This is a genomic window from Achromobacter spanius, from assembly GCF_002812705.1.
In the GTDB taxonomy this organism is placed as follows: domain Bacteria; phylum Pseudomonadota; class Gammaproteobacteria; order Burkholderiales; family Burkholderiaceae_B; genus Achromobacter; species Achromobacter spanius.
This window is the reverse complement of record NZ_CP025030.1, coordinates 5496351-5520615: the sequence shown is the minus strand read 5'-3', so window position 1 is coordinate 5520615 and position 24265 is coordinate 5496351. Positions and strand designations below refer to the sequence as shown.

The 24265-nt window shown below is 64.6% G+C and carries 20 protein-coding genes; 16 read left to right on the top strand and 4 right to left on the bottom strand.

The features are described 5' to 3' along the window. Window positions 1–34: 34 nt before the first annotated feature. Together CVS48_RS25060 and CVS48_RS25055 are read right to left on the bottom strand one after the other, a co-directional pair. Window positions 35–1525 (bottom strand): aldehyde dehydrogenase family protein, encoded by a 1491-nt coding sequence (locus tag CVS48_RS25060; protein ID WP_242001165.1) that lies wholly within the window; start codon window positions 1523–1525, stop codon window positions 35–37. A 32-nt stretch (window positions 1526–1557) separates the two neighbouring features. Further along, the gene (locus CVS48_RS25055; RefSeq protein WP_100856808.1) at window positions 1558–1950 is read right to left on the bottom strand and encodes a carboxymuconolactone decarboxylase family protein; all 393 of its coding nucleotides are present in this window, start codon (window positions 1948–1950) and stop codon (window positions 1558–1560) included. Window positions 1951–2073: 123 nt separating this feature from the next. Between CVS48_RS25055 and CVS48_RS25050 the strand changes: the two genes are divergently transcribed. Next, window positions 2074–3000 (top strand): LysR substrate-binding domain-containing protein, encoded by a 927-nt coding sequence (locus tag CVS48_RS25050; protein ID WP_100856807.1) that lies wholly within the window; start codon window positions 2074–2076, stop codon window positions 2998–3000. A gap of 71 nt (window positions 3001–3071) precedes the next feature. On the opposite strand, the gene CVS48_RS25045 is transcribed toward CVS48_RS25050, so the two are convergent. Then, entirely contained in the window at window positions 3072–3875 is an 804-nt protein-coding gene (locus CVS48_RS25045; RefSeq protein ID WP_242001166.1) for an IclR family transcriptional regulator, read from the bottom strand. Window positions 3876–4084: 209 nt separating this feature from the next. On the opposite strand from CVS48_RS25045, the gene CVS48_RS25040 reads away from it, so the two are divergent. From CVS48_RS25040 to CVS48_RS24970, 15 genes are all read left to right on the top strand, one after another. Next, window positions 4085–4411, top strand: a complete 327-nt coding sequence (locus tag CVS48_RS25040) for a recombinase-like helix-turn-helix domain-containing protein (RefSeq protein WP_100856805.1) — start codon at window positions 4085–4087, stop codon at window positions 4409–4411. Window positions 4412–4472: 61 nt separating this feature from the next. Further along, on the top strand, window positions 4473–5531 hold the full coding sequence (locus tag CVS48_RS25035) for an aromatic ring-hydroxylating dioxygenase subunit alpha (RefSeq protein WP_100856804.1): 1059 nt from the start codon (window positions 4473–4475) through the stop codon (window positions 5529–5531). Next, a complete protein-coding gene (locus CVS48_RS25030; protein ID WP_100856803.1) occupies window positions 5524–6306 on the top strand; it encodes an SDR family oxidoreductase in 783 nt (260 codons plus the stop codon). Before CVS48_RS25035 ends, CVS48_RS25030 begins: the two co-directional genes overlap by 8 nt. Window positions 6307–6330: 24 nt before the next feature. Further along, the gene (locus CVS48_RS25025) at window positions 6331–7122 is read left to right on the top strand and encodes an SDR family oxidoreductase (protein ID WP_100856802.1); all 792 of its coding nucleotides are present in this window, start codon (window positions 6331–6333) and stop codon (window positions 7120–7122) included. Continuing rightward, window positions 7115–8785 carry a thiamine pyrophosphate-binding protein gene (locus CVS48_RS25020; protein ID WP_100856801.1) on the top strand — a complete coding sequence of 557 codons (1671 nt, stop codon included), beginning with the start codon at window positions 7115–7117 and terminating at the stop codon, window positions 8783–8785. The genes CVS48_RS25025 and CVS48_RS25020 overlap by 8 nt, the downstream gene beginning before the upstream one ends. A gap of 41 nt (window positions 8786–8826) precedes the next feature. Then, window positions 8827–10332 (top strand): aldehyde dehydrogenase, encoded by a 1506-nt coding sequence (locus CVS48_RS25015; RefSeq protein WP_100856800.1) that lies wholly within the window; start codon window positions 8827–8829, stop codon window positions 10330–10332. Window positions 10333–10334: 2 nt separating this feature from the next. Then, complete coding sequence (locus CVS48_RS25010) at window positions 10335–11303, top strand: VOC family protein (RefSeq protein ID WP_242001167.1); 969 nt, start codon at window positions 10335–10337, stop codon at window positions 11301–11303. 147 nt (window positions 11304–11450) lie between these two features. Further along, complete coding sequence (locus tag CVS48_RS25005) at window positions 11451–12401, top strand: PDR/VanB family oxidoreductase (RefSeq protein ID WP_100856798.1); 951 nt, start codon at window positions 11451–11453, stop codon at window positions 12399–12401. A gap of 114 nt (window positions 12402–12515) precedes the next feature. Then, the gene (locus CVS48_RS25000) at window positions 12516–13628 is read left to right on the top strand and encodes a porin (RefSeq protein ID WP_157814479.1); all 1113 of its coding nucleotides are present in this window, start codon (window positions 12516–12518) and stop codon (window positions 13626–13628) included. Window positions 13629–13702: 74 nt separating this feature from the next. Then, entirely contained in the window at window positions 13703–15004 is a 1302-nt protein-coding gene (locus tag CVS48_RS24995; protein ID WP_100856796.1) for an MFS transporter, read from the top strand. 331 nt (window positions 15005–15335) lie between these two features. Further along, window positions 15336–15923, top strand: coding sequence for a fimbrial protein (locus tag CVS48_RS24990; RefSeq protein WP_100856795.1), 588 nt, complete (start codon window positions 15336–15338; stop codon window positions 15921–15923). Window positions 15924–15936: 13 nt separating this feature from the next. Next, complete coding sequence (locus CVS48_RS24985; RefSeq protein ID WP_100856794.1) at window positions 15937–16698, top strand: fimbrial biogenesis chaperone; 762 nt, start codon at window positions 15937–15939, stop codon at window positions 16696–16698. Between the two features lie 161 nt (window positions 16699–16859). Next, window positions 16860–19412, top strand: a complete 2553-nt coding sequence (locus tag CVS48_RS24980) for a fimbria/pilus outer membrane usher protein (RefSeq protein ID WP_242001168.1) — start codon at window positions 16860–16862, stop codon at window positions 19410–19412. Window positions 19413–19420: 8 nt separating this feature from the next. Further along, window positions 19421–20191 carry a fimbria/pilus periplasmic chaperone gene (locus CVS48_RS24975; protein WP_242001169.1) on the top strand — a complete coding sequence of 257 codons (771 nt, stop codon included), beginning with the start codon at window positions 19421–19423 and terminating at the stop codon, window positions 20189–20191. A gap of 32 nt (window positions 20192–20223) precedes the next feature. Next, complete coding sequence (locus CVS48_RS24970) at window positions 20224–21441, top strand: fimbrial protein (protein ID WP_126376275.1); 1218 nt, start codon at window positions 20224–20226, stop codon at window positions 21439–21441. A 129-nt stretch (window positions 21442–21570) separates the two neighbouring features. On the opposite strand, the gene CVS48_RS24965 is transcribed toward CVS48_RS24970, so the two are convergent. Beyond that, window positions 21571–24243 (bottom strand): two-partner secretion domain-containing protein, encoded by a 2673-nt coding sequence (locus CVS48_RS24965; RefSeq protein ID WP_100857848.1) that lies wholly within the window; start codon window positions 24241–24243, stop codon window positions 21571–21573. Between the last annotated feature and the right edge of the window lie 22 nt (window positions 24244–24265).

The following is a 24265-nucleotide window of genomic DNA, read 5'->3' as shown; positions in this document are numbered from 1 at the left end:
GCGAGTTCTCTGAGTAAGGGGTCGGCCAGGCTGCTCAAGCGCCCGCGCCGATGGGGATCCAGACGCTTTTTGTCTGGGTGTATTCGTACAAGGCCTCGACGCCGCTTCCACGCCCGTAGCCGCTGCTGCCATAGCCGCCGAAGGGCGTCGAGACATGCATGTCGCGGTACATGTTGATCCAGAAAATGCCAGCCCTGACGCCCGCCGCGACGCGATGGGCGCGGGCGATGTCGCGGGTCCACACGGCGCCCGCCAGGCCGAACTCGCTGTCGTTGGCGATGGCGATGGCTTCTTCTTCGGTGTCGAAGGGGATGGCGACGACTACGGGGCCAAATATTTCTTCGCGCGCGATACGCATGGTGTTGGCCACGCCCTTCAACACCGTGGGTTCAACGTAGTAGCCTTGGCCGCGCGCCGCCACCTTGCCGCCCGCCACGCATTGCGCGCCTTCAGCCAGGCCCACGGCAATCAGGGATTCAATGCGGTTCAGTTGCGCCAGGTTGTTGATCGGGCCGCTGTCGGCGGATTCATCCAGGGGCGCGCCAATCTTGTATTGCCTGGCGGCCTGCGCGAGTTCGGCCACGACGTCGTCGTAGATCGGCCGTTGCACCAGCAAGCGCGAGCCGGCCGCGCAGTTTTGCCCGGTGTTCGCAAAAGCCGCCACCACGGCGGCGTTCACCGCCGCCTTGCGGTCGGCGTCCTGGAACACGATGTTTGCCGATTTACCGCCCAGCTCCAGCAGGCAGGAAATCGGCCGCTTGGCGGCTTGCGTGTTGACCTTGCGGCCCGTGCCCGCCGACCCTACGAAGACGATCTTCTTGATGTGGTCATGCGCAATGACGGGCTCGCCTATCGTTTGCCCCAGCCCGTTGAGCACATTGATCACCCCGGGCGGAAAGCCGACCTGCACCGCCAGATGGGCCAGCACCAGCGACGACAAGGGTGTCAGCTCCGAGGGCTTGATCAGGACGGCGTTGCCCGTTGCCAGGGCCGGCGCAATGTTCCATGCAGCCAGGTACAGGGGCGAATTCCACGGCATGATGGCAAACACCACGCCCAGCGGTTCGCGCAGCGTGTAGTTCAACTGGCCGCCCGGCACCGGCACCACATTGCCGCCGAACTTGTCGGTCCAGCCCGCGTAATAGCGAAACGTCTCGGCAACGGCCGTCAATTGCGCCCGGCAACCCTTGATGGCTTTGCCGGTGCTGGCGGCTTCCAGACGCGCCAGCGGGTCGGCAACCTGGTTCGCTGCCTGCGACAGCGCCATCAGCAGTTCGCCACGACGCTGGGCGGATAGCGCGGCCCAGGCCAGAAAGCCCGACTGGCTGCTTTGCAAGGCCGCGTCCACCTGCGGCGGGCTGGCGTCGGCGTAGCGGAACAGCGTGGTTTCGTCGGCGGGGTTGGTGATGATGATGGGCTCGCCATCGCCCGCCAGCAGGGCGCCATGGACATACGACCCGATCTTCGGATCCGGGCCGAGCAACTGCGCCAGCAGTTGTTGGACGATTTCTGAATAAGGCTTCACGGTCGCCACCTTTGGAATAGCGGACACGCGGGTCACGGCTTGGCCGCTTCGGCGTCGAGTTCGGCGAACAACTGCTTGGCGATGCGTGTGCATTCGCTGCCGGTGGGCACGCCGCAGTACAGCGCGGATTGCAGGAAGACTTCGCCGATTTCCTCACGGGTCAGGCCGTTGTTCAGCGCGCCTCGGATATGGATCTTCAGTTCGTTTGGGCGGTTCAGCGCGGCCAGCATGCCCAGGTTGACCAGGCTGCGGGCGCGGCGGTCAAGGCCCGGGCGGTCCCAGATGTCGCCCCACAGGTTGCGGATGGCGAAGGCGCGCATCGGTTCGCTGAATGCATCGGTGGCGGCAGCAGAATTGCTCACATAGGCTGCGCCCAGGACTTCGTTACGGATTTCTTCGCCGCGCGAAAATAGGTCTTTGCTCAAGGTCGTCTCACCAGATTAGGGTCGTGATCAAGAATCGGTGAGGCCAGTGTAGGAAGCCGAGGGGGATGGCGTAAGATGCAAAAAAAGCCATCACGATAACCAAAGGTTTTCGGCGTAAACGCTATGACTCTGGACCAACTCAAGGCCTTCCTGGCCGTCGTCGAGCACGGCAGCATTCGGGCGGGAGCCCGTTCGCTGGATGTAGCGCAAAGCGGGCTGACCAAACAGGTTCGCCGGCTGGAGCAAAGCCTGGGCGCGTCGCTGTTCGTGCGCGCCAATAGCGGCATCGTGCTGACCAATCACGGCAATACCTTGCTGGCGCGCGCCCGCATCATCCTGGGCGAATGCGAGCGCGCAGAGCAGGACTTTCAGTCCTTGCGAGGACAGTTGAGCGGGCGCCTGAATGTCGGCGCGTCATCCGAGGCGTTCGCGCGCTTCCTGCCCCAGTGCATTGCGCAGTTGCGTGACCAGCATCCCGCCGTCAGCGTGCATGTGGCCAGCGGGCCGTCCACAACCTTGCTGTCGGGCATACGCGAAGGCAGGCTGGACTTCGCCGTGACCTTGGTGTCCAAGCGCAGCGACATGACGGACTTGCGCAGTGATCGGCTCACCGCCTCCCGGCCGCGCATCCTGTGCCGCAAGGGGCACCCGCTCAGGCCGGCAACGTCGATTCGGGAACTGGTGGGCAGCGACTGGGTGAATACCGCCCGCTTGGGCGAGGAAGGCACGCCGTCGAACCGCCTGGGCGACTGGTTCAAGCTGAACGGCTTGCCCGAGCCAAACATCGCGATCTCGGTGGAGTCCTTGCTGGACACGCTGAACCTGATCACGAGTTCGGACTTCCTGTTCCTGGGGCCCGAATTCGTCTTGCAGCAAAGCGGCTTCGAATACAAGTTATCGGCCCTGGACATCGCCGAGCCGATTCCGTATTCCGATCTGTGCGTGGTGCAGCGCGCGGCGGTGCCCTTGGCGCCGGCCGCGCAGGCACTGGCCTCGATGTTGATTTCGTACGGTCGGATGTCGGAGAAGGCCCGCGCACCGGCCGTGTAAGCCACGCCGGGTCACGAGCAGGGCATGAAGCAGGCGCCCGGTCGCCGATCCGTGAACCTGCGGGTCGCCGATCAGCCCGGCGCGTGATCCAGCAAGCCCGACAAGGCCGCCGCGCTTTGCCGCACGGCGGCCACGATGGCGTCCTGGTCCAGGCTGCCGCTTTCCAACTGCGCGGCGGGAATCGTCACGCCGATGGCGGCGGCAATGCGGCCGCTCTGATCGCGCACAGGTGCGACCACGCTCGCGATGGCGGCTTCAAAGAACCCGGTGTCTTGCACATAACCCCGCGCGGCGTCCTGCCGCAGCATGTCATGCAGCGCTTCCACCGTGGCCGGGGTGCGCGGCGTAAAGCCCTGGAGCGGTGTTTCCGGATACAGAGCGCGCAGTTCGTCCAGCGTCAGATCACAGAGCAGCGCGCGTCCCAATGACGTGGAATGCGCGGGCAGGCGCGTGCCCACGTACACCGTGCTGACAAACGGCGTGGGCGCGGAAGACTTGGCCACCACTACCACCGACTGCCCGTCGCGCACCACCAGGTTGGACGGCAGGCCGGTTGCATCGCGCAGCTTCTCCAGCAGCGGACCGCCCAGCTCGGTCAGTTCCAGCGACGCCAGATATTCGAAGCCCAGGCGCAACACGCCCATGTCCAGCCGGTACGCGGTGCCCGATTCCACCTTGCGCACGAAACCCATGCGCTCCAGCGTGGTCAGCAGGCGAAACACGGTGGAACGCGGAATCGACAGCCGCCGGGCCAGTTCGGGCGCCGTCAACGTTCTGTCGTTCCTGCTGAACTCGCAAAGCAGCAGCAGGCCGCGCTCCAGCGCGGGAACGGCATAGCGGTCGGACGGGGTCTCGCTGGTGTCGAGGTCGGTCAATTCGTGCTCCAGGGCGGTATTCCAAAAATTGGCGACGACAGAGTACCGCAGCTCATGCGCAAACGGGGTCGACTCGTACATGTCTGAAAAGCATCGCGTCTAGGGATATCCCGGATGCCGGGTCGGGCATTGGTGGCGATAATTCGTCCATATAGAAAACGTTGTTTTATATATGAGACAAAATAACCTTATTGTCATCGGAGAACGCCATGTCATTGCCCCCGCCGCTCGCCGCTCCGCTGTCCTTCAATCCGCACCTCAAGCCCTGGGCGCCGCCGGATATCGAGCATGCCGCCGGCAAGGGCGAGATTGAGCGTCCGGGCTCCGCGCCGAACCAGATATGGCAAACCCGCGCCCTGGCACCGACCGCCTACGAAAACGCGCTGGGAGACGCCCTGGAAGCGGCCTTCGACGGTGGCGCCGAGACGCCCGCGGACGTCGTCGCAAGCCTCAATGCCCTGGCCCTGCGCGCGCCGGACGGCGAGCCCTGGACCGAAGCGGGCTTTCTGGAAGAAATGCGCCGGCTTGGCGCTTGACCTCACTTCGCGGGCAGGGCTCGCTCCGCCGCCATCCCTCCTATTTAAGGGGTTGTTGACCATGACATCGCAACGGATAGAAAACCGCCTGAATCAGGGCCTGCGCAATTACTGGTATCCGGTCGCCGCGCAATGGGCCGTGGGCGGCGCGCCGCTGGGCATCACGCGCCTGGGCCAGAACATCGTGCTGTGGCGCGACACGCAAGGCAACGTCCGCGCGCTGGAAGACCGCTGCCCGCACCGTGGCGCACGCCTGTCCATGGGCTGGAACCTGGGTGACCGCGTGGCGTGCTGGTATCACGGCGTGGAAGTGGGGGGCGATGGCCAGGTCAAAAGCGTGCCGGCCGTCAGCCAGTGCCCGCTGGAAGGCCGTAGCTGTGTGAAGTCCTACCCCGTGCGCGTGGCGGCGGGGGCGGTATTCCTGTGGTTCGGCCAGGGGCCGGCGCCGGCGCTCAGCCTGCCGGACGAACTGGACTGCCCCGAGCACGCGCACTTTTTGTGTACCGCGCAATGGGCCTGCAATTACCGCTATGCCATCGACAACGTCATGGACCCGATGCACGGCGCCTACCTGCACGCGGCGTCGCATTCGATGGCCGAAGGCGACAAGCAGGCGCAGATGGCCATCCGCGAAACCGACACGGGCCTGATCTTCGAAAAGAGCAATCAGTCGGGCGTGAACTTCGACTGGGTCGAGTTCGGCGAAACCGATTCGATGTGGCTGCGCCTGTCCATCCCCTACAAGAAGCGATTTGGCCCGGGCGGTGAGTTCGGCATCGTGGGTTACGCCACCCCCGTGGACGAGAACCACTGCCAGGTCTTCTTCTGGCGCACGCGGCGCGTGCAGGGTTGGCAGCGCGACGTGTGGCGCTTTCTGTACCGCAATCGGCTTGAAGGCCTGCATTGGGAAGTGCTGGAGCAAGACCGCCTCGTGCTGGAAAGCATGGCGCCCGACGCGCGCAAGCACGAGACTCTTTATCAGCATGACGTCGGCATCACGCGCGTGCGGCGCATCCTGCAGCGGCGCGCCGAGGCCGAAGTGCAGGCGGAAGCGCAGGCCGAAGCGCAGGTCGAAGGTCTGCCAAACGCTCAAGCAAACGCGCAGGCCGCACATGTCTGAGGCCAACACTCACAGCTTGCCCCCGCTCTCGTTGGACGGCCGCCGCATTCTAGTGACGGGCGCGGCTCGCGGGCTGGGCCTGGCGTTTACGGAATATCTGGCGCAAGCCGGCGCGCAGATCGCGATGGTTGACGTATTGGGCCGGGAACTGGACCAGCAGGCTACCCGCCTGCGCAGCGCCGGCCTGCGCGTGGATGCGTTCCTGGCGGATCTGCGCGACCCCGACTCCTGCCTGCGCTGCGCCCACGACGCGGTGCGCGCCTTGGGCGGCTTGGACGGCCTGGTGAACAACGCATCCATCACCCATTCCGGCGGACGCCTGGCCGAAGAGCTGGACGTGGCGCTGTGGGACAGCGTCATGGAAGTCAATGTGCGCGGCACCTGGTTGATGACCACGGCCTGCCTGCCGGCGTTGCGCGTCAGCGGCCGGGGCAGCATCGTCAACATTGCGTCCGACACGGCGCTATGGGGCGCGCCCAAGCTGCTGGCCTACGTGGCCAGCAAGGGCGCGTTGATCAGCATGAGCCGCTCGCTGGCGCGCGAACTGGGCGCGGACAACATCACGGTCAACACGATCGCCCCGGGCCTGACGCGCGTGGAAGCCACCGACTACGTGCCGGCCGCGCGCCATGAGCTCTACCGCAATCAGCGCGCCATTGCACGCGAGCAGGTGCCCGCTGACTTGTGCGGCACGGTGGCCTTTTGCCTGTCGGACCTGTCGCGCTTCATGACCGGGCAGTTGCTGGCCGTGAACGGCGGCATGGTAATGCACTGACCTTAAAAAAAGACGGAACGACTTATGTGGCAGTTGAAAAACAAGGTGGCGGTGGTGACGGGCGGCTCGTCGGGCATTGGCCTGGCAACCGTGCGGCGCCTGCTGGACGCGGGCGCGGCTGTCGCCTTCTGCGGGCGTGACGCACAACGCCTGGCCGACGCGCGCGCGCGGCTAACGGAACAATGGCCCGACGCACGGCTGCTGGCCGTGCAATGCGATGTGCTGGACCCCAGCCAGATGGCCACTTTCGCGAACGAGGTCCAGGCGCGGTGGGGCCCCGCCAGCGTGCTGGTCAATAACGCCGGCCAGGGCAGGGTGTCTACCTTCGCCACCACCGACGACGGCGCCTGGCACGAAGAACTGCGCTTGAAGTTCTTCTCGGTCATCCACCCCACGCGCGCCTTTTTACCGCAGTTGAAGGCAGCGCCCGCGCCCGCCATCGTCTGCGTGAATTCTTTGCTGGCGCTGCAGCCTGAACCGCACATGGTGGCCACGTCGGCCGCGCGTGCCGGGGTGCACAACCTGGTCCGTTCCCTGGCGACCGAGTTCGCGCCTTTTGGCGTCCGCGTCAACGCGGTGCTGTTGGGCCTGGTGGATTCAGGCCAATGGCGTCGCCGCTTCGACGCGCGCGACGACAAGTCCCTGGACTGGGCGGCATGGACCGCCCGGCTGGCGGCTGACAAGGGCATCCCCCTTGCGCGCCTGGGCGACCCGGTTGAGGCCGCCAACGCAATCTGTTTCCTGGCCTCGCCCTTGGCGGCATACACCACCGGCGGCCACATCGATGTTTCTGGAGGATTGTCCCGTCATGCCTGAAGTGCCCCGTATCACCGTCGGCCACGCCATTGCCGCCTTTCTTGAACAATGCGGAATCAAAGCCGCGTTCGGCGTCATCTCCATACACAACATGCCCATCCTGGACGCCCTGGGCGAACGCGGCAACATCCGCTTCGTGCCGGCACGCGGCGAAGCGGGGGCCACCAATATGGCCGACGCCTATGCGCGTACCACGGGAGGGCTGGGCGTGTGCCTGACCAGCACCGGCACCGCGGCCGGCAATGCGGCGGGCGCGCTTGTTGAAGCCTGGACCGCCGGCACGCCGCTGCTGCACCTGACCGGACAGATTGAAACGCCATTCCTGGATCGGGGCATGTCCTACATCCACGAAGCGCCGGACCAGTTGTCGATGCTGAAGGCCATATCCAAGGCGGCGTTCCGCGTGCGCAACGCCGACACGGCGCTAAGCGTCATCCGCCAGGCCGTACAGGTGGCCATGTGCGCACCGCGCGGGCCCGTCAGCGTCGAGATTCCTATCGATATCCAGTCGGCGTTGATCCCCATGCCGCACGATCTGCAACCCTTGCCGGTCGCGCCTGTGACGCCCGACGTCGACGCGCTGAACCGCCTGGCCGACGACCTGGCCCAGGCGCGCCGGCCGATGCTGTGGTTGGGGGGCGGGGCGCGGGGCGCGGCCACGGCGGTGAAGCGCCTGCGCGACATGGGGTTCGGCGTCGTCACCAGCACGCAAGGCCGTGGTGTGCTGCCCGAGGACGACGCCGGCTCGTTGGGCGCCTTCAACCTGCAAGCGCCTGTCGAAACCTTCTATCAAACCTGCGACGCCATGCTGGTGGTGGGCTCGCGCCTGCGCGGCAATGAAACGCTGCAATACCGGCTGAACCTGCCGCGCGCCCTTTACCGCATCGACGCCGACCCCGCCGCCGATGGCCGCTGCTACGCCAACACGCGCTTCGTGCAGGGCGACGCCGCGCTGGCGCTGGAAGGCCTGGCCGATCGCCTGGAAGGCCGCATGCGCGTGCAAGACGGCTTTCTGTCCGACCTGCAAACGGCGCGCTCGCAAGCCAGCGCGGCACTGCGCGAAGGCCTGGGCGCCTACGGTGAATTGGTTGACAGCCTGCAGCGCCAGGTGGGGCGCGATTTCAATTGGGTGCGCGACGTCACCGTGTCCAACAGCACCTGGGGCAACCGCTACCTGCGTGTATTCGACCCCTTGGCCGGCGTGCACGCGCTGGGCGGCGGCATCGGCCAGGGGCTGGCCATGAGCATCGGCGCGGCAGTTGGCGCGGCCGCCACGGGCTCGGGCAAGAAAACGTTCTGCCTGTCGGGCGATGGCGGCTTCATCCTGAACCTGGGTGAACTGGCCACCGCCGTGCAAGAGCGGGCCGACGTGATGTTCGTGCTGATGAACGACCGTGGCTATGGCGTGATCAAGAACATCCAGGACAGCCAGTACGGCGGCCGTCGCCACTACGTGGACCTGCATACGCCGGATTACGCGGCGCTGGCGGCATCGTTGGCGCTGCGGCACGTGCGCGTGTCGCGCGTGGCGGACATGGACGCGGCGTTGGCGACCGCCGTGCGCGAGTCGGGGCCGTGCCTGATCGAGGTCGACATGCTGTCCATCGGCGCATTCAAGACCGTCTTCGCCGGCCCGCCAGTCAAGACGCCGGTGGGGGCGTGATGCGCAATCTCTTATCTGGAACCCCCATTCGGACCCCAGCCATGACAGACAAGAACATCCTGGACATCTGCGTCGGCGGCGTCTGGCGCGCCGGGCGGGGCGAGGCGTACGCCAGCCTGTACCCGGCCACCGGGCAAGCCATCGCACACTTGCGCGCCGCCAACCTGGACGATGTCGACGAAGCGGTAAACACCGCCGACCATGCTTTCCGCCACAGCGGCTGGGCACAAAAACATCCGCACGAGCGCGCGCAAGTGCTGTACCGCGTGGCGCAAATCATTCGTGAACGGGCGGAAGAATTGGCGCAAACGCAGCGCCTGGATAACGGCAAGCCCATCACCGAAACGCGCGCCCTGGTCGCCAGCGCCGCGGCCACGTTCCAGTTCTACGCGGCTGCGTGCGAGACGCTGGAAGACGGCCTGACACCGATGCGCGGCGACTGCCTGACGATGAGCGTGCACGAACCCATGGGTGTGATCGCCGCGATCACGCCATGGAATTCCCCCATCGCCAGCGAGGCGCAGAAGCTGGCCCCCGCGCTGGCGGCGGGCAACGCCGTCATCATCAAGCCCGCCGAGATAACGCCGCTGATGGCGCTGGAGCTGGCGGCCATCTGTGAACAGGCGGGCGTGCCGGCCGGCATGGTCAGCGTGTTGCCGGGCAAGGGTTCGGTGCTGGGCGACGCCCTGGTCCGGCATCCCCTGGTCAAGCGCGTGTCTTTCACGGGCGGCACCACCACGGGCAAGCAGATCGCCCGCCTGGCTGCCGACAAGATGATGCCGGTGTCGATGGAACTGGGCGGCAAGTCACCCACGATGGTGCTGGCCGATGCCGACATCGAGCATGCCGTCAACGGGGTGCTGTACGGCATTTTCAGTTCGTCGGGCGAGTCCTGCATTGCGGGGTCGCGCCTGTTCGTGGCGCGCCCGCTATACGCGGAATTCCTGGACCGGCTGACGCACGCCACACTACGCCTGCGCGTGGGCGACCCGGCGGACCCGGCCACGCAAATGGGCCCGCTGATCAGCGAGGCGCACCGCGCAACGGTAGAACGCTACGTGGCGCTGGCCTTAAGCGAAGGCGGCACGATCCGCACCGGCGGCAAGCGCCCCGAGGGCCGCGGCGTTGACCAGGGCTATTTCTACACGCCGACCATTATCGAAAACCTGGGCAACAGCAGCCGTACCTGCCAGGAAGAGATCTTCGGCCCGGTGCTGGTTGCCATGCCGTTCGACGATGAGGACGCGCTGATTGCGCAGGCCAACGACAGCGTGTATGCGCTGGCCGCGGGCATCTGGACCCGTGACTACAAGAAGGCCTGGCGCATCGGTCGGCAGGTGCAGGCGGGCACGGTCTGGATCAACACCTACAAGCAGTTTTCGATATCGACGCCGTTTGGCGGTTGGCGCGACAGCGGCCTGGGCCGCGAGAAGGGCAGGCTGGGCATCCAACAGTACATGGAGCAGAAGAGCATTTACTGGGGAATGAACGCGCAGCCCTTGCCCTGGGCGGATCACGGAAGCGGGCCTGATGAAGGGCAGAGATGAACATGGACCAGAAAATCGTCGGAATCGACCAGATCACCTATAGCGTCGATGACCTGGACGCTTGCCGTGCATTCTTTACTGACTGGGGGCTTGCCCTGCGGGAAGCCTCGCCGTCGCGCCTGGCGTTCGACACCTTGAATGGTTGCCGCGTCGTGGTTCAAGCACCATCGGCGGACTTGCCACCCGCGATCGAACCCGGGCCGACGCTGCGCGAAGTCGTGTGGGGCGTGGGGTCGGACGCGATGCTGGCCACGCTGGCCGAACGCCTCAAGCATGCTCCCGGCTACAGCAGCGCCCCGGACGGGGTGGCATGCACGGACCCCAACGGCATGGCCATCCGTTTTGCACGCACGCGCCGGCAGCCGGTGCAGCTTGAGTGCGGGGCGATGAACACCTGGGCCAGCAAGCCGCGCGTGAACCAGGCGGCGCCCATCTACGAGCGGGCCACCCCGATCGACATCGGCCATGTGGTGTTCTTCGTCACCGACGTGGAAGCCACCGCGCGTTTCTACACCGAGCATTGCGGCTTTGTCGTGTCCGATAGTTATCCCCGGCGCGGCATGTTCCTGCGTTGCGACGCCAGCGGCGGGCACCACGACCTGTTTCTGCTGCAGCCGCCGCAACCGCGCGCGGGCCTGAACCATGTGGCTTTCACGGTGCGCGACATCCATGAAGTCTTTGGTGGCGGCCTGCATATGGCGCGCCGTGGTTGGGACACCCAACTGGGTCCCGGCCGGCATCCCGTGTCGTCCGCGTACTTCTGGTACTTCAAGAACCCCGCGGGCGGACTCATCGAGTACTACGCCGACGAAGACCACCTGGACGAACGCTGGCAGCCCCGCGAATTTGAACCCGGCCCGACCGTGTTCGCCGAATGGGCGATAGACGGCGGGCTGGACGGCAACACCCGGCGCCAGAAAAACGTGGAAAGCGCAGGCGGCAAGTTCCTGACGGACCGGCCCGCCGATTAACCCGGGCGGCCACGTCGGCTGCGCAGCGGCTGGCAGCCCGCTTTCGACCGCCTGTCGTCCGACCTCCGTTGTCCGTCGCCCATCACCCATCACTCATCGCCCGCCAGCCGTTTTTTCGGCACCGATCTGACCTGGAAGCCTTGCTCGATGTCACCTTCTGTTCCCATCCCCGTTCGCGTGCTGTGCATGCGGGTCGAAGCGCGCCAGATCCTGAGTCTGGAACTGGCGCCGTTGGACGACGAGGCCTTGCCAGCCTTCACGCCCGGCGCACATATCGACCTGCACCTGGCGAACGGCATCAAGCGCAGCTACTCAATCTGTAGTTCGCCCGAGCAGCGCGACCGCTATGTGGTCGGCGTGCTGCATGACCGCAACAGCCGGGGCGGCTCGGCCTACATCCATCAGCAATTGCGGCCCGGGCAGCAGTTGCTGATCGATCCGCCCCGCAACCACTTTGAACTGGACCCATCGGCCGAGCAGTCCGTGCTGATCGCCGGCGGTATCGGCATCACGCCCATCCTCTGCATGCTTCTAGACCTGCTGCGTCAGGGCAAACACGTCGAATTGTTCTACGCCTCGCGGTCACGCGCCGAAGCGGCCTTTCTTGCGCGCTTGCCGCCAGGGGTTCGAACGCATCTGCATTTCGACGAAGACCATGGCGGCGCGCCGGACCTGCATCGCTTTCTGGCCGCGATGCCCGCGTCGGCCCATTTCTATTGCTGCGGTCCGAGGCCGATGATCGACGCCTTTGAAGCGGCTGCTGGCTTACTGAACCTGCCGCATTGCCACGTCGAACGCTTTGGCGCGAAAGACGTCGCGCCGGCCTTGGGCGGGGCGTATCAGGTGACGCTGGCCAAGACGGGCAAGACGCTTGAGGTGGCGTCGGGCGCCGCGTTGCTGGACTGCCTGCTGGAGGCGGGCGTCGACGTACCCCATAGCTGTCGCGAGGGCGTGTGCGGCAGTTGCGAAACGCGCGTGCTCAGCGGCACGCCCGAGCATCGCGATTCGGTATTGAGCCAAAGCGAACAGGCCGCCAACCGCTGCATGATGGTGTGCGTGTCGGGGTGCCTGAGCGGGGAGCTTGTGTTGGATTTGTAGCGCTTCATCGATATCAGTTCATAACAACCCGCCACGCGGGGATAGGGGAGAGACATGAAAACGATCAATCGGCGTCAGCCGTCATGGCGCATCGCGGCAGCCAGGAAGGCGAGGATGTCTGCCAGGGTGGCCGCGTGCTTGGGTTTGGGCTTGAGCCTGGGCGCCACGGCGTCGGCCCCCGCCGCGGCAAGCAACCTCCATCTGTACGGCAGCCTGACCCAAGGCGTGAGCTATGTCAGCAACATTGCGGGCGGCAGTTCGGCGCGTATCGACCCGGGAACCATGCAACCAGACCGCTTCGGGCTGCGCGGCTCCGAAGACCTGGGCGACGGGCTGCGGGCCAACTTCCTGCTGGAAAGCGGGTTTTCCACGCAGACCGGTGCGTCCATCGTGCCGGGCGTGCTGTTCAACCGCAATGCCTGGCTCGGCTTGAGCGACGGCTGGGGCAGCGTTCAGCTGGGTCATCAGCCGGACTTCATGTTTGACGTCATCGGCAAGTACAGCAATGGCTTTCAACTGACCAATTTTTTCCTGTTCCATCCTGGCAACCTCGACAACCTGGCCAACACGTTCCAGGCAAACAACGCCATCAAGCTGATGAGTCCGGCAGCGCGGCCCTGGCAAGTGGGCGTGCAATATGGATTTGCGTCGATGACCCCGAAGGCAGGGGGGGGGCGCAGCACCACCACGCTCAGCACCTTCACGCGCTATCAGGAAGACGGCTTCTCGGGCGCGCTGGCCTTCACCCTGATCAAGGACCGCGCGCATGTAGATCTGCCGCGCCGCACCGGCGTGGCCCAGCTGTTCGGGCAGACATTGACGTCGGGCCTGCCCATCGTGCTGGACCGCCAGCGCATCTGGGGGGCGGGCGCCGGCTATCGCTTCGACAGCCTGCCATTACGCGTAAACGCCACGTACACCGGTGTGCAACTGGAATATCGGGGGCGCGACGAAGCCATGCGCAGCGCCGACCTGGGCGCCGCCTGGACCTATCGGCCCAGCAAGGTGCTGAACCTGGGCTATTCGCGCAGCGCGTTCGCGGGTGGCCATTGGGACCTGTTCAGCCTGAGCCACGTGCACCAGTTTTCAAAGCGCACCGAGTGGTTCGCGCTGGCCGTATACCAGCGCGCCGGTAGCGGCCTGGCACACGCGGCGATCAATGGCGTGGGTGTGTCTTCCACGCGCAATCAGACGGTGCTGACCAGCGGCATCCATCACTCCTTCTAAGGCGGGCAGGGCGGGGCCAGGCGTCGCGCGCCTGCCTCCGCTCGGCCTGAATTCCTGACATCTCCGAGGTCACCATGCAAACCACTTCCAATCGATGGTTGGGCGTTGTCGCGATCTTCCTGATCGTGACCATCTCTTATGTGGACCGGATCAACCTGTCCGTGTTGATCACGCAACCAGACTTTCTGAAGCAGATAGGCCTGACCGCCGTCGACAAAGGCGCGCAAGGCATGTTGGCAACCGTGTTCATGGTGGGCTACGGCCTGTCGTCCATCATTCTGACGCCGTTCTGCGTGGCGATGCTGGGCGTGCGGCGTAGCCTGATCTATGGCTTGTGTCTGTGGGGTGTCATCACGATGACCTCGCCGCTGTATCAAAGCTATGGGCTGCTGCTGTTCTCGCGCCTGATGCTGGGCTTGTCCGAAGGGCCGCTGTTTGCCCTGGCGTCTTGCTACATCAAGGCCAGGTTCGAGGGCCATGAAAACGGCAAGCCGAATTCGCTGGTCAACAGCGGCACGGGCATGGGCTTTGCGCTGGGCTATCCCTTTGTGGCGATGCTGGTGCTGCATCTGGACTGGCAGGCGTCGTTCTATGTGCTGGGCCTGGTCAACCTGCTGGTCGGCATTCCCGTGGTGTTGCTGTGCATCCATATGCCCGTGGGCAGCGAGCCGCAGCGCGGCGCCGCCAGGCTGTCGCTGCGCGAGGTGTTGGGGCGACGCGTGCCCGCCATGGTGCGCGGCGCGATGCAGACGCGCCACGTGATCCTGATCACCGTGCTGACCTCCAGCTTTCTGGCTTATATGTGGGGCGTGGGCAACTGGCTGCCCGGCTACCTGAAAGAAGCGCGCGGCTTTGACCTGCGCGCCATGGGCTGGCTGGCGTCGATGCCGCAATGGTCAACCATTGCGGCGGTGCTGCTGGGCGGGCTGCTCATCGACCGCATCAGCCGCGAACGGGTGCCGCTGATTTTCGTGGGCGGCAGCCTGGGTGTGGTGCTGGCGGTATCGCTGGCGCTGGTCGTCGACGATCGCTACCACGCCATCTACTGCCTGACCGCGGCGGGGTTTTTCTGGGGCCTGCAAAGCCCGGCCATCCCCAGCACCATGCAGTTCTACGCGCGGCCTGAACACATCGGCAGCGCTTTTGGCGTGGTCAACGGCGTGGGCAGCATCGTGGGCGGGATGATGCCGGCGATGATGGGCGCGGCCATATCGATGTCGGCCAGCCAAAGCACGCCGGGGTCGGCTGCATACTCGGCGGGCTTTTATCTCTTGGTGGGATCGCAGTTGATGACCCTGGCGTGCGGCCTGTTGTTGTGGCTGCGTGTGCGCCCGCAGGCCGGGGTAAGCGCAGTGCCGGCGGGGGGCCTTAACTAGCCTGCATCCGACATGTGCTTGTCGCAGTTAGACAAGGGTGCTGCGATGCTTGCGCGTCGCAGCAATATTCTCGAAAAGTGCTGCTCAGCACGTGTTAAGTGCGGTTTGCAATGCAGCAATACAGTTAGTGCCGAAGACTCGTCTTTGGCGCGAAATATCAGATTTATAAGAGCGCCAATTAAGCATCCTCCTAGTTAATTCTTCGCGCGCAAATCGTATCGTTCAGGGGCTCGCAATGATCCAAACGCATGTCGTTTTTCGGGTCATTCGAGCACGCTTAGCAAGGCACGGAAGTGCCATCGCCATTCTTATCCCTGAAAGAGGAAATCGCATGAAGCGCAGTATCCTGACATCCCTGGCCGCCTCCGGCTTGCTAGTGGCAGTGTTGGCCCCGGGGGCGAGTTTCGCCGCGGGTGGTACCGTCTACTTCTCCGGCACAATCAGCGACGTGACCTGCGACGTTGCTGGCAGCTCGGGCGGCGCCGCCGGTAACCCCGATGTGCCTTCGTTTGGCACCGTCAACCCTGAAGACATCGTGAGCGGATCGGCGCCTGAACGAAACTTCGAAATCAAGGTGCATGGCTCGGCTGATTGCGTGAACGACACCAAGGTACGGTTGCAGTTCGATGCCCACCATCAGAACATCGATAAGGTCACGGGTAACCTGAAACTAGTGGGCGGCGGCGACCCAGCCGCCGGCGTGCAGATCCAGATCCGCAACAACCGCACCGAAGCTCCCGCCAACACCGATCCCATCCGCCTGGGCATCACCGATACCAACCCGCAAGTGGCCGTAGTCCAGAACAACCAGGCGGTGCTGTACTACGCGGCGAAGTACGTACCTGAAGATCCGACCGCCACCACGGTGGGCACCGGTGACGGCAATTCGTACGTGACCTACACGCTGCGCTACAACTAAGCGCGACACTGCCATGACGACGATCACCGGGGCATTTGCCCGTCATGCGTTCGCGCACGTGCTATCGCTCGCCTTGGTCCTGTGCGCCTGGGTGGTTCCCGCCCAGGCTGCACTGGTGCTGCAAGGCACGCGCCTGGTCATCAAGTCCGACGCACGCGATTCCATCATGATCATCCGCAACAACGGCAGCACGCCCGTGCTTGCGCAAAACTGGATTGACGACGGCAAGGAAGGCGCGCAGCCCGCCGAGATCCGTGTGCCGTTCGTGCTGACGCCGCCCATCATGCGGATTGAACCGAACAGCGCCTCCAATATTCGCATCACCTACACCAAAGAGTCGCTTCCCTCTGACCGGGAAAGCCTTTTTTATTTGAACGTCGTTGAAACGCCGCCGCGCGATCCGTCCGCCGTGAATGTGCTGCTGTTTTCGTTTCACACACGTATCAAGATTTTCTTCCGGCCCGCATCCATACCGGACGAGGCGGCCACCGCGCCCGACAAGCTGACCTGGAAACTGGTGCGCACGACCGGCGGAAAGCGTCAGCTTGAAGTCACCAACCCCACGCCGTTTCATGTGTCGTTCGCGCGTATCGCACTGGTGTCGGGCAAACGAAGCATCGCGGCGGACAACGGCATGGTCGCCCCGTTTGGAACCTCGAACTTCGCGCTGGTCTCGGATGCGGCCGGCTTGCAAGCAGCTCAACCCACCGTCCAGTACGAAGCCATCAACGACTTCGGCGGACGGCGCACCCTCAACATGGGCTTGCTTGATTGAGCCTTCCTCTGGGCCCTAGTCGGTGGAGCTTTTCCGGTTTGATGAACATTAGACTTGCGCGGACTTCGGTTCGCCATTCCGCTTGCGCGCGTTTTCGAACGCGGCGCCGTGTCCGGGTGACCGCCCGCGCCGGGAGCTGCCTGCTGGCGGCTGCCTGCGCCATGGCCGCCGCCAACGCGTGGGCGCAAGACGAGGTCGCTATTTTCGACTCCTACATGCTGATGCAGGAAGTCGGTGGCCCCACCATCGACACCCGCCGCTTTCAACGCGCGAACTTCGCCGATCCGGGCATGCACCGGCTGGACCTCTACTTCAACGGGCAATGGCGCGGCGCTGACGACATTGAATTTCGCAACGTGCCCGGCCAGGACAGCGCCGTGCCTTGCTACGACGCCGCCATGCTCGAACGTGGCGGGCTGGACCTGGGCAAGGTGTCGCGCGCCGACGGCGTCGAACCCTTGCCCCGCGAGCTGTCCTGTGATGACCTGTCGCGCTACGTACCTGGTGCGAAAATCCGCGTCGACATGGCTCAGCTTGGTTTGTACGTGACGTACCCGGAATACCTGCAACGCTTGGCGGTGTCGAACCGCTGGGTGGACCCCTCGCAATGGGATAGCGGCATCACCGCCGCGCGGCTGAACTACAACTCGAACATCTTCACGACCGAAAGCCAGGGCCGGCGCATGACGCGCGGCTATGCGGGCATCAACGCGGGCGTGAACCTGGGCGCGCTGCGGCTGCGCCATACCGGTTCGGCGTTCTGGTCGCAAACCAACGGCGCGCAGTACCAAGCCAGTTCCTATTACCTGCAGACCGACATCCCCACCTGGCAATCGCAGTTGCTGCTGGGCGAAAGCTCCACCAGCGGTGAACTGTTCGACGCCGTGTCGTTCAGGGGTGTGCGGTTATCCAGCGACGACCGCATGCTGCCCGAAACCCTGCGCTACTACGCGCCCATCGTCCGGGGCACGGCCAACAGCAATGCCAAGGTCTCGGTCTATCAACGTGGGTTTCTCATCTATGAAACCACCGTTGCCCCCGGCCCTTTCGCCATTGAGGACGTGCGCGCCGCCAGCTATGGCGGCGACCTGGACGTGCAGGTGACGGAAGCCGACGGCAGCACGCGCAGCTTCGTCGTGCCGTTCGCGACCATCGTGCAACTGCTGCGGCCCGGCGTAACCCAGTACAGCCTGACGGCCGGCCGGGCTGCTGACCGGGGCCTGCGCGGCCCCTCGCCGTATGTGCTGCAAGGCACGCTCAAACGTGGCATGGGCGATTCCGTTACCGGCTACGGTGGCCTGGCGTTCACCGACCACTATGGCTCGGTGTTGCTGGGCGCGGCGATGAGCACCACCCTGGGCGCCTTTGCCGCCGACGTGACGGCCGCCCGCGCGGAGGTGCCGCTTGAAGGCAAGCGCGCCGGCGCCAGCTACCGGCTTACCTACAGCAAAGACCTGCCCAACAGCGGTACGAACTTCTCGCTCCTGGCCTACCGCTATTCCACCAGCGGCTACCTGGGCCTGCGCGACGCGGTGGCGCTGGGCAATGTGTCGCGCAACTACCGCTACCAGGGCGATGGCCGCATGCGCAGCCGTTTCGATCTGAACGTCAGCCAGAACCTGGGCGCAAGCCTGGGCAGCATGTATGCGTCGGCGTCCACCGCCAACTACTGGTCGCGGGCCGGCAGCGACGTCAACTACTCGGTTGGCTACAACAACGATTGGAGAGACGTGTCGTATTCCATCGCGCTGCAACGGGTCCATAGCGCTGGCATGGGTAGCTATTGGGGCGGAGGGGGCAGCGCGAAAAGCACGCAGGTGACGCTTAGCGTCGCCATCCCGCTGGGTCGCCGGGACATGACTTCCCGCGCGCCACGCCTGAGCGCGGTCTACACCGGTGACAGCCGTGACGGCGCGCGCTTGTCGTCCAGCGTCAGCGGCGCGTTGGACGATCGCGGCGCCGGTACGTATTCCGTCTCGGCCGCCCACAATGGCCGCAGCAACGCCAATTCCGCGGACGCTGGCGTGGGCTACAACTTCCCGCAGGGCTCGGTGTCGGCCAGCGTGGGGCAGGGCCGGGGGTATCGGCAAGCGTCCCTGAGCGCAAACGGCGCCATGCTCGTGCATGGCGGCGGCGTAACGCTGGCGCAGACCATGGGTGAAACGGTGGCGCTGGTCCAGGCCAAGGACGCAGAGGGCATGCGCGTGGGCTATGGGGGCAACCGCGTGGACGGCAGCGGCTACGCGGTGGTGGGCAGCCTGAGCCCCTACCGCTTGAACTCGGTTGACGTGGACCCGGCCGACCTGCCCGTGGACATTGAGCTCAAGACCAGCTCGTTGAATATCGCGCCCCGCGCGGGCGCCATCATCAAGCTGGTCTACCCTACGCTGCGCGCGCGCCAGGTGTTGATCCTTAGCAAGTTGGCCGATGGGTCGCCCTTGCCATTCGGCGCCGAAGCCATCGACCCACGAACCAGCATGGCCGTGGGCGCGGTGGGGCAGGGCAGCCGTATCGTCATGCGCGCCGAAAGCGACCAAGGAAGCGTGCGTATTGAATGGGGGCCTGGCCAGGGCGAAAGCTGTCACATCGACTACGAATTGCCCGCTCGCCACACGCGCGGCGACAGCGCCTACGACATCCTGGAACTGGAATGCGTTCAAGACCAGCCAGCCCCGGCACAGCAAGGCGGCGTCGGGCCGCTGTCCCTGCGATGAGCGCGGGCGTGCTTGCCGGGTGGCGTGGGGTGTTGATGCTGGCGATGGCGGCGGGGTGCGTGATTGCGCCCGTTCGCTCCGCGCAGGCGGATTTGGTCGTGACCGGCACGCGTTTCATCTATCCGGCGGGGCAAAAGTCGCTGACGCTACGCACCGGTAACGTCGGGCAGCATCCCATCCTGGTGCAAAGCTGGCTGGATTCCGGCGATTTCACCGCCGACCCCAGCCGCGAAACCGTGCCATTCCTGCTGACGCCACCCGTGTTTCGGCTGGACCCGGCAGGGCGCATGAGCCTGCTGCTGCGGCATACGGGGGAAGCCATGCCGAAAGATCGGGAATCCGTGTTCTGGATCAACTTCCTTGAAGTGCCGGCGCGCGATCCGTCGCAGAAGAACTTGCTGCAGCTTGCGTATCGGTTGCGGATGAAAGTGCTGTATCGGCCCGAAGGCCTGCCGGGTTCCGCCAGTGAGGCCATTGGGAAGGTGACATGGACGTATCACGCGGCCGAAGGCGAAATCGAGGCGCATAACGAGACGCCGTATGTTGTGTCGTTGGCTCGGGTGGAGTTGGAGGGGGAGCGCGCTGCCGGCAAGTTCATCACTGGCTCGTTCATCACCTTAAGCGGGCTGACCGTCGCGCCGCTGGGCCGCACGCGGTTCCAGCTTCCCAGCGGGCCGGCGCCTCGCTGGGGCAAGGATGCACTGCGGTATCAAGCCGCCAACGACGACGGCGACATCATCGAAGGCCGGGCGTCACTACGCTTCCATCACAAGCACTGAAGGCGGACAACACGACTAGTACTGCGCGTGGCATGTCGGCCAAGGAGATCAATATGGGCAAGAGACGAATGCGTCATCCAAAGGGATGGGGGGCTGGCGTGGTGATGCTGGTGATGCTGGCGGCGCCGCAATGGGCGTCGGCCGCGGATGATGTCTTCGCGGCGGCCGATTGTGAGGAGTTTCCAGCGTTGGCAGGCTCTGGATGGTCCGAGGTCGAACCTTTGACAACGCAGTCTCAAGTGGGGCAGGTGCTGTTCGAAAGGCAGGCGCCGATCACGATCCGGTTCAAGCCGGTGAAGCTGCCAGGTGCGCAAGAGAAGCACAAATTATTTGGCACGGCCGCGTGGCGCAATCCCGTCAACATGGTGAACAACATCGTCAACACCAACGTCGATGGCATAGGCTTGAAAATCCTGTTTCAGGATGCCGAGGTTTCCTCGCCTTCGTCGAATCTGGTCATGGATGCGCAAGACATTATTCCTCGGCCTGGCGCGTTGATGCAGTTTGCGTACTTTGCCTACGTGCAGCAGTTGGTTTTGATGGCAAAGCCCGAAGATCTTCCGCGCAATCTGAACGTGACGGGGGTACCGCCCAACACGGCGATGGTGCTTGGGTTTTTCACCGAACGCGCCGGATTAACGGCGCCGGGGCAGATTGGCATTGGCATTCCATCCTGGCAGAATCCACCGCTGACGGACCCGCCGGGGGCGAAGCTCTGCGGTATGACTTCTGTCTATCAGGGTAGCAAGATCTTCAGCATGGGAACCAACTCGGGCGCGCAAAGTATCACCATCAAGCACCAGTGCGATGCCGGCGCGCACCAGAATATTCCGGTGCACATGCTGCCGGCCTTTGTCGCGGATTTTCCCGCTGAGGGCGCGATGTCAGCACCCAGGCCCTTCAACATCCGATTGAACCAATGCAGCGCGCTTGCGCGGCCGCAGGTCAAGTTCAGGGCCAAGAGTGGCCTGGTTGCCGGCACGGACACTGTCCTGGCCTTGTATGGCCGGAATGCCAACGGCGAAATCCCGGCCCGGGGAATCGGCGTCATCGTGGTTGACGAGCAGGACCAGCGCGTGCGCTTCGGACCCGTGGGTGGCGCCTATGGGCCCAATTATGCGATGACCCCGCTGGACGGCGGCGCGCAATTGTCCTTGGCGGCTCGTTATATCCGCACGGCAGTGGGTCGCGACGACCTGGAAGGCGGCGTGGCCAATGCCGCCGCGGAGTTCACGTTCGAGTTTCCCTAGGCGCTGCGACGCGACATCGGCGACGCCGCGTCGGCAACTCCGCATCGGCCGCCCACGCGAAGGTGGCGCAATCCGAACGGACTGCGCCACCTTTGTCTTGATGTCAGGGCGTTATGTCGCCACAGCGCCTTACCAGACGGTGCCTGTGTTGCGCCCCACGACGGCGCCGCGGGTTTGCAGCAGCCACTGGCCCCACCAGTAATTGACGCTATTACGCGCATGCGACTGATGGATCAGCCCTTCGTTCACGCCCACCAGCCCGCCCATCGTCGTGTGCAGTCCGCCACTGATGTTGCCCTGTGCGGTGCCGCCCTGGATTTCCGCGGTGACCAGGTTTCTGCCGACCAGACCGCCGATGCGGCTCTTGTATTCACCGCGAACAGTGCCGCGCGACACGGCTTGGTGGATCGTCCCGCGGTTCACGCCCACCAGGCCCCCCACGTCGCCCCGATCCCGGCCGGAAACGTTGCCGTTGGCCTCGGTGTTGGTAAGCCTGCCGTTGTTGTAACCCACCAGCCCACCGACCGCGCTGTGATGGCCCCCGCTGACGTGGCCGCTAGCGGCGGTTTGGTCGATCACCCCGCCGTTGTAACCGGCCACCCCGCCCACGGAGAAGGCCGAGCCGCTGCTCACCTGCACCCGGCCATAGGCGGCGGACTTCGCGATGATGGCCTCGTTTGCGCCGACCAGGCCGCCGAAATGGCCGTTGCCGGATTCACCTTTGTGTGTGACCGAGCCTCGTGCCTTGACGTTGTATAGCGTGCCGCCCGCGCGGTTATAGCCGGCAAAGCCGCCAGCGTGGACGTTGCCGGATACTTGCACGGTGGCCTCGGATAGCGAGTCGCTGACAAAGCCCCCGTTGTTGTCGCCGATCAGGCCGCCAACACGCCCGCCCCGGGCTTGCAGCGTGGAGTTGGTGACGCTTGAACGCTCGATCACCCCCCCGTTGCCACGACCCACCAGGCCCCCCACCGCGCCCATGCCCCCCGCCAGGTCGTTCATGCGCGTGTCCGTCGCATGGACGTTGGTGATGGTTCCGGAATTGGTGCCTACCAGCGCGCCGGCGGCTTTGTCCGCCGATCGCGCGTGTTGAGCGGTTGTGACCGAGGTAGAGGACAGGTTCAGGTTGCGGATATTGCCCGATGACTGGGCAAACAGACCCGCATGGTTGCCGCCGGTGACCTCGAACTTGCTCAGGGTGTTGCCCAGGCCCTCGAATTCGCCGGTGAAGATGGCGCTGTCATTGCCGATCGTGGCGACCCGGCCCGCCTGAAGGCTCTTGCCCAGCGCATACCGGCCGTTCAGGTCCTTGTTCATGGTTTCCCACTGGCTGACGTCGTTGATGACCGTATAGCGGCCATCGCGGGTTTCGTAGGTGCTGCCCTTGCCGCTCAGTTCAATGGACACGCCATGGCGTAGTTCAAAGTCGGACTTTGCGATCAAGGCCAGCGCCGCGTTGTCGCCCGCCAGGGTCATGCGGGCATTGATGCGCAGGTCTCCGTCCAGCGCCTTCACCGCGATGGCCGCGCCATTGCCGTGGGCGGTTATCGGGGCGTTGAAGTCCACGTGCCGCGCGGCCTGCAAGGTCAGTGACGTGCTTGCATCCCATTCGACCGGGGCGTTGACCGCGATGTGGCCGACCGTGCTGACGAGCGAGACGTTGGTGGTTGCAAGGCTCTTGCCAAGCGTGCTCGCGGCCAGCGTAACGTCGTTCGTGATGGCGTCTGGGGAAATTTTGATGTGATGCGCGGTGATCGACCACGTGCCGGTTTGCCCCGCCGCGCCGCGCGTGTCGATGTCGATATCGGGCTGGATGAACACGGCTTTGCCCTTTAAGGTCACCGTGCCGCCGGCCATCGTGGCCCCTCCTGTGGCGGTCAGCTTTCCGCCGGCGTTGATGCTGGCGAAGTCGCCGCCGTCCAGAATGATGGAGCCCGTTTTGCCGTCAAGCGAATTGGCCTCGATAATGCCACGGTTGTTGACGACCAGGGACGGCATGACGTTCGTGGAACGTCCCTTCATCATGACTGTTCCGCCATGGGCGCGCAGCGTTCCGTCATTTTCCAGAATGGACTCCAACTCGGCCCGGTCAATCTGCAGGTGCAACAGCGTATTGCCGTCCAGAGTCAGGGTGAACGCCCCGCCGGATGCCATCGCGACGCTACCTCTGTCCGCCTGGATGACGCCGGCGTTGATTAAATTTTTGCTTAGCAGGGCGACACTGCCGCCATCGGCGCTGATCACTCCTTCATTGACGATACCTGCATTCGATGGACCGCTGAAGCGCATCGTCTCCCCGTCCAGAAAACCGTCCTGATTGACCTGCTTGGTCGAGGCGACCAAGCTGCCCACGCTTACGCGAGACGACGTCCCAAACGAAATGCCGTTCGGGTTGATCAGGAATACACGGCCGTTGGCGGTGATGTCGCCTCGGATGTCGCTGTAGTGTTGCCCAAGTACCTTGTTAAGCACCGCGGAGGTTCGCCCGGGTTGGTTGAAGATCACCTGCTTACCCGCGCCGACGTCAAACCGTTGCCAGTCGATGATCAGCTTGTCCGTCTTCTGGTTGACCCGCATGGTTTTCTGGTCCGCGTCGATAGCGATATCACCGGTTCCATGCTTGATCACCCCTTCCTTCGGAAAATCCTGTGCATGGGCCGCGCCAACACCCCCCATCAACGCCAGCGCAACAACGGTCATCCGTAGCCCCCCCGACGATTTTCCGCGTCGACGCGCGCATTCGCTGGCGGCAACCCAGCCGCCCCGTGCTTCGCTCCAAACCAATGCAAAAGTCTTGTTCATGCTTTCCTCCTGGGAAAATGCC